The organism is Microbacterium sp. (genome assembly GCF_036277215.1).
Classification (GTDB): Bacteria; Actinomycetota; Actinomycetes; order Actinomycetales; family Microbacteriaceae; genus Microbacterium.
In genome coordinates, this window is the sequence record NZ_DASUNI010000319.1 from 1 (window position 1) to 5,792 (window position 5,792).

The following is a 5,792-nucleotide window of genomic DNA, read 5'->3' on the forward strand; positions in this document are numbered from 1 at the left end:
ACAGCAACACCTCGGGGCCGCGCCCCGTGACCCAACCCGCGAGCCCCCTCGTAGTAGTGAAGGTGCGCTTCACGGCTGGAATTCTAGGCGGCCACGCACCCGATGTCGCCAAACCCGAGGTGCGGAGCGCGGACCCTCTGACCTCGAGACATGTCGGCGCACTGACCGAGCGGGACGGTCCTCACGCGGTGGATAGACGCACCCCCGTGAACGCGCATATCGCGCATGTGAAGACTGTCTTGCAAGGCTCCTTGACGCTCCTGGCCTCGTGCCTGAGACTCTCGCGCTCGAGGAGGGCGCTCGCCGCGAGTGAAGCAACAGGGCGACTGCGACATTGCCTAGCTCAAGGGATGTGCGGCAGCCGCCAGGTTTGTCCGGTGGCGCTGTCGACGAGTGCGGCCCTGTCGACGCGGACTGTCAGCGGCAGAACGTCGGCGATCGCCTTCACGACGATGGCGAGTTTGGCGCCCTGGGCCCGCGTGGCCACCGAGACATGCGGCACCCACTGGCCCGCCGCGTAGTTGCGGTGCAGCTCTGCGCCGGTGGCCTCAAGGGCGGTGACGATGCGCCACTGGCGCAAAGCCACATCGGCGCTAATTGCCGGCGCGAGCGCAACCCGGCCTCGCGGGAACGCGAGCGTGCCGTGGAAGGACATCTTGAAGGGCTCTGCAGCAGGAAGTGCGGCGAGCGCCTCCTGCGTCCGCTCCAAGTCCCAGCTACGGAGCACCGCAAAGGACAGGTGCGGGTAATGGCGGCCATGCGTGTGGGTTGCCAGCGTGGAGACTCCCTCGTTCTCGAGTCGCGACCACAACTCCCGCATCAGGAGGTCCGACCGGGCGTCGAAGAGCAAGCAGACGGCGAGAGCCACTCGCCCAGCATCGTCCGGCCGCTGTCTCTGATTCCAGCCCCAGGCCGGGCTGGCTGCCGAAGCCGTCGCCATCTGATTTCCCCGCGGCGGTTTGATCAATGGCGTGGTCCTGCCTGTAGAGGGCGGGCGAGACCGTGAATGGACCTGATGAGGCCATCCGCAGGAGTGCGGGCGCACTGTCGGCGGGCAGGTGAGTGCGTCCCGCAGGCGGCGGTGTGACTGTGAGGATCGCCAACGCAGCGTGCTGGTGTTGGGCTGTGGGTTGGTGACCATTGGTGTGACCGCCGGAGTGCCGCAGCGGCTTGACGAAGCATAGGAGCGTCGCAGCTGGACAGCGGCCCTCATGGCGGATATGGGGCGGAGGTTCGCGAGTGGTCCCAATCGGGACTCGGGCACCAGGAGTTCGTTGCGAGTGGGCGTGGGATGTGGGCTCATGCCCCCGCGCGAACTGCCTCGTCCAACGACTCGAGCAGCCTGCGGGCGCGCGCGTTAGACGAGAGCGCTGCGGGTCGGCCCGGAGCCGTCGGGCGCGCCGCCCACGATCGCTCGCAGTCCGCTGCAGTCGACGAAGGTCACCTGACGCAGGTCAAACAAGACGCGAGGCCCAGCGCGCCTGCGCAGCCGCCGGACCGAAGGGACCCCCTGGATGTCCAGCTCGCCGTCGATCTCGATCACCGACCACCCGTCTCGCGGGTAGAGCCGAATCGTCAAGGGCGCATCATTGGGGAAAGAGCCGCCAGCTCGGTCGACCTCGCCCTGGCAGCGAAGTGGCCTTCGCGCTGCATCTCAATCCTCGCCGTTCAGAGAATGCGGCGGGGACCGGGCCGTTTGGTGGTGCGTGGCCACTAGTCCCAGTGCGTGCCCGGGAGGCGGTGGATGTCCGGACCGTGAGTTGCCGTCGCAGGTTGTCGCACCGCACGCTGAACGCCGGTCCGCTCATCGGCTAGGAGCCGACTCCGCGCGTCCCTGACGGCTGATGTGACGCACCTGGGGGTCGGAGCTAGGTTCATGGACGCGGCTGTGGACGGCGGCTAGCCTTCGAACACCGCTGGCTCGGCGGCGCTGTATCCGCCGATCCAGAGGAGCGCTCCGTGACGATCAAGGTCATCGTCGAGTTCCAAGCCAAGCCGGGCGCGCGTGCGGAGTTGGCAGGCATCCTCAGAGGCATTTCAACAGCCCATGGGCCAAGCATCGCTGGTTTCCTCGGCAGCGTCGTGCACGAAGTTGTCGACAGTCCGGACGCCTTGGTGGAGATTGCCGAATGGGACTCAGCGGAGGAGCAGGCTGCCGCTGTCGCGCAGGCGATGGCATCCGGGTAGTACGCACCGGTCATCGAGCTCGTGGCGGCACCGTTCAGGGTCACCAGGATCACTCAGCTGGACATGCCCGAGTGAGCTGGGGGCAGCACACGCGAGGTACTCGTCTCCAGTCGCTCGTTGACGTGACTGCCCAGCGACCTCAACACCGTAAGGATGCGTCGTTTGTGGCCGGAAGGCGGCGGTATGGCACATCGGAGCGAGCGACATCAACCGCTACGAGCCATTGGTAGTGCCGAGGGAGTCGGGGTCGAGTCGCGGCGGCACGTGCGCGAGCGCCGTCTGCACCAGAGCGGTGCGGGCCTTGACGACGACGACGCGTCGCAGTCGGGACACGTCGTCCTCGACCAGCCCGGCGACGACCTCACTTACCTGTTTCGTTGAGTAGGACGGTCGGGTCCCCGGCGCGACATCGACGTTCGGCAGCGCCACCAGCACCGGCAGGATCTGGCCACCGAGGGCATCGAGCATCTGGAACCGCTCGTACCGACCCATGGCTTCCCAGGCTGTATCGATGTCAACACCGCTCTTGCGGACCTCCTTGCGAGACGCCAGCACGGACTTGGCCGCCCCCGTCAATGCCGCGGTGAGCTCGTGCTCGGTGAATCTCATGCATCCCATCATGACGTGACCCGCCGCGTGCAGCACGACGTCTTCAAGCATGGCGATCCCTTTCGCGGCGATATGACGCGCCTCCGGCGGCGGGAGCCAGTAGCCGCCTCTGTCAATCCACGAACGAGTCGGCTGCAGTCAGAGCGTCGTCCAGGATCGCCAACCCGGTCGCAGCGTCTTCGTCGTTGACGTTGAGCGGTGGCGCGACGTGGACCCGGTTGCCCAGGACGAGCGGGAGCAGGTCGCGCTCCAGGCAGGCCTTGGAGAACGCGGCCATCGGAGCATTCGCCTCGCCGGTGGCACCGACCGGGACGAGCGGCTCCTTGGTTTCCCGGTGGCGGACCAGTTCGACGGTCCACAGCCCGCCGATGCCACGGACATCCCCGACACATGGGTGGTTCGCGACCAGCTTGGTGAGACCGGGCTCGAGGATGTCTCTCCCGAGTCGTGCTGCTGCCGCCACCGTGCGTTCCTGGTGCATCGCGCGTATGGCGCCGACGGCGGCCGCGCAGGCCAGTGGGTGCCCGCTGTAGGTCATGCCTGCGGGGTACGGCCGCCGGGTGAACGTCTCGTAGATGTCGTCGCCGATCAGCACGCCGCCGAGCGGCACATAGCCGGAGTTCACTCCCTTGGCGAAAACCAGGAGGTCTGGGGCGACGCCGTCATGATCGACGCCGAACCAGGCGCCGGTGCGACCAAACCCGACGAGCACTTCGTCGGCGATGAAGGTGATGCCGTGTCGCGTGCACAGGTCCCGAACGCCGCGGAGATATCCCGCTGGCGGCACGATGACCCCTGAGCTGCCGGTCACTGGCTCCAGGACCAGCGCGGCGATGGTGGAGGGACCCTCGAGAAGGATCACCTGTTCGAGATGCCCGAGGGCCGACTGGCCCTCCTCTTCGGCCGTACTCGAATTGAACGCAGAGCGGTAGAGGAAGGGGCCGAAGAAGTGGACAACGCCTGCCGTGCCCGTGTCCGACGCCCAACGCCGCGGGTCGCCAGTGAGGTGGATAGAGGTCGTGGTCGAGCCGTGGTACGAACGGTACGCGGCGAGCACCTTCGGCCGCCCGGTGTGCAGGCGGGCCATCCGGACGGCGTGCTCGATGGCCTCCGTCCCGCCAGTGGTGAACAGGACGTGCCCCAAGCCCGCCGGCGCGACGTCGATGATGAGCCGCGCCGCCTCGCCGCGAATGTCCGAGGCATGGCCCGGAGCCAGCGTGCAGAGCCGATCGGCCTGCTCCTTGACCGCAGCCACGATCGCCGGGTGCTGGTGACCAAGGCTCGTGAACACGAGCTGCGAACTGAAGTCCAGGTAGCGCCGGCCACCTTCGTCGATCACGTAGCTTCCCGAACCACCCACGAAGGTGGGCACGTCGCGGGGTCCTTGCATCGTCCAAGGGTGAAAGACCAACTCGTCGGGATCCATGGGCGCGCCTCGCCTACCTGATCGGATCGGTTCGTCCCACTGTCCGCCGCACCCAGGAGATCCACAAGTGCCCAAAAGTCGACGTCGCGCGCACGCGATGCTGAAGGAGGCCCGTGAGCTGCAGAAGGCGATCGTCGCCATCATCCGCAAATGGCGTCCCGACCTGCTCGAGGAGTTCGGTGTCGGACCGATCGTCGCGGCGACGATGTTGTGCGCCTGGTCCCATCCCGGGGCGCATCCACTCGGAGGCAGCGTTCGCGATGCTCGCCGGCGTGGCACCGATCCCGGCGAACAGTCGCCAAGTCACCACCCGTCATCGACTCAACCGTTACGGCGACCGGAACCTCGACACGGCCATGCACACCGTGGGGCAGAGCCGGATCCAGTACCAGCCAGCCACCCGCGACGGGGCCTGACGCGGACCGTCTGCCAGCGTCAACGCTCACGTCCCGGACGAGCCCTCGCACCCACTAGATTGGTCTCCGAACTCCACGGGGGCGGGGGCAACGCTGTCCGACAGTCGCGGGGGCGATAACCCGGTCTGCGGAGAACCGCGATCGCACCGCCGCATGATCCGACAGAGGAGGTTCGCATGCCGGTGAGCCTGAACCACACGATTGTCTATTGCCGCGACAAACAGGCCTCGGCATCGTTCTTCTCCGAGATCCTGGGGCTTCCGGCCCCGACAAGCTTCGGACCGTTCTCAGTGGTCCAGGTGGCGAACGACGTTTCGCTGGACTTTCTCGAGGAGGGGACGGTGCACCCGCAGCACTACGCGTTCCTTGTCGACGAGAGCGAGTTCGACCAGATCCACGGGCGAATCCTGGCTCGTGGCATCCCCTACTGGGCCGACCCCGACCGGCGTCGACCGCAGCAGATGAACACCAACGACGGCGGCCGCGGTCTGTACTGGCTGGACCCCGACAGTCACATCCTGGAGATCCTCACCGTCCCGTACGGCGGCTGGCCGAAGCTGGCTGGTCCGTAGGGGCAGGCGACAAGCTGCCACGAGGAAGGCGGGGAGACTGCGCTCTGCTGGCCGGCAGGGATGCTCGCGGCGACGTGACCCATCGCCCCCGACGGTGGACGCCTCAGTGACGCGCGCTGATAGTGAAAGCATGACGGAGGTAGCGTCGGAGGACCTGCTCGCCTAGAGCGACTGCGGCTCACGGCATTGGTCGAGTGTGACCTCGACGCGGCCGAAGAACAGCACGCCGATGACTATCAGCCCATCACTCCGGGCGGAGCCCCCAGTCCAAGCGCGACTACTCGACGAGATACGGTCCGGTGCGCTGCGCTACCAGGTGTTCGAGGCCGTTTCGGAGGTCAGCGTGAGGGCGCATGAGGATGTCGGCGTTCTTCGCTACCAAGCCCTGATCGAGATCGACTTTCCGGACGGTCATGACGATGGGCTGTTCTGGCATACCGATATCTACGAGCACCGCCGGGGCCGCTGGCAGGTGGTGTGGTCTCAGGCAACGAGGGTTCCGGCGGGAAGTTGACCCGGGCGACGGTTCGCGCGTAGTCGCCGACACGCGGCGGTGTGACGCAGGTCGTCAACGAGCTAGTC

8 protein-coding genes are annotated in these 5,792 nt (G+C 66.9%); 4 read left to right on the forward strand and 4 right to left on the reverse strand.

What is annotated here, in order from left to right; translation table 11 throughout:
• Positions 1 to 343 precede the first annotated feature (343 nt).
• Positions 344 to 868: a 2'-5' RNA ligase family protein gene (locus tag VFX99_RS15505; RefSeq protein WP_329667191.1), complete on the reverse strand. Its 525-nt coding sequence runs from the start codon at positions 866 to 868 to the stop codon at positions 344 to 346.
• A 489-nt stretch (positions 869 to 1,357) separates the two neighbouring features.
• Positions 1,358 to 1,579, reverse strand: coding sequence for an STAS domain-containing protein (locus VFX99_RS15510; protein WP_329667192.1), 222 nt, complete (start codon positions 1,577 to 1,579; stop codon positions 1,358 to 1,360).
• Positions 1,580 to 1,959: 380 nt separating this feature from the next.
• Here VFX99_RS15510 and VFX99_RS15515 point away from each other — a divergent pair, with 380 nt between their 5' ends.
• Positions 1,960 to 2,187 (forward strand): antibiotic biosynthesis monooxygenase, encoded by a 228-nt coding sequence (locus tag VFX99_RS15515; RefSeq protein WP_329667193.1) that lies wholly within the window; start codon positions 1,960 to 1,962, stop codon positions 2,185 to 2,187.
• Positions 2,188 to 2,400: 213 nt separating this feature from the next.
• On the opposite strand, the gene VFX99_RS15520 is transcribed toward VFX99_RS15515, so the two are convergent.
• Together VFX99_RS15520 and VFX99_RS15525 are read right to left on the reverse strand one after the other, a co-directional pair.
• Positions 2,401 to 2,847, reverse strand: coding sequence for a hypothetical protein (locus VFX99_RS15520; RefSeq protein ID WP_329667194.1), 447 nt, complete (start codon positions 2,845 to 2,847; stop codon positions 2,401 to 2,403).
• Positions 2,848 to 2,908: 61 nt separating this feature from the next.
• Positions 2,909 to 4,366 (reverse strand): aspartate aminotransferase family protein, encoded by a 1,458-nt coding sequence (locus tag VFX99_RS15525; protein WP_414684403.1) that lies wholly within the window; start codon positions 4,364 to 4,366, stop codon positions 2,909 to 2,911.
• A gap of 35 nt (positions 4,367 to 4,401) precedes the next feature.
• Here VFX99_RS15525 and VFX99_RS15530 point away from each other — a divergent pair, with 35 nt between their 5' ends.
• The 3 genes from VFX99_RS15530 (at position 4,402) to VFX99_RS15540 (ending at position 5,724) form a co-directional block, all read left to right on the forward strand.
• Positions 4,402 to 4,638, forward strand: a complete 237-nt coding sequence (locus tag VFX99_RS15530) for a transposase (RefSeq protein WP_414684404.1) — start codon at positions 4,402 to 4,404, stop codon at positions 4,636 to 4,638.
• 176 nt (positions 4,639 to 4,814) lie between these two features.
• The gene (locus VFX99_RS15535; protein WP_329667196.1) at positions 4,815 to 5,210 is read left to right on the forward strand and encodes a VOC family protein; all 396 of its coding nucleotides are present in this window, start codon (positions 4,815 to 4,817) and stop codon (positions 5,208 to 5,210) included.
• Between the two features lie 196 nt (positions 5,211 to 5,406).
• The gene (locus VFX99_RS15540; protein WP_329667197.1) at positions 5,407 to 5,724 is read left to right on the forward strand and encodes a nuclear transport factor 2 family protein; all 318 of its coding nucleotides are present in this window, start codon (positions 5,407 to 5,409) and stop codon (positions 5,722 to 5,724) included.
• The last annotated feature ends 68 nt before the right edge of the window (positions 5,725 to 5,792 follow it).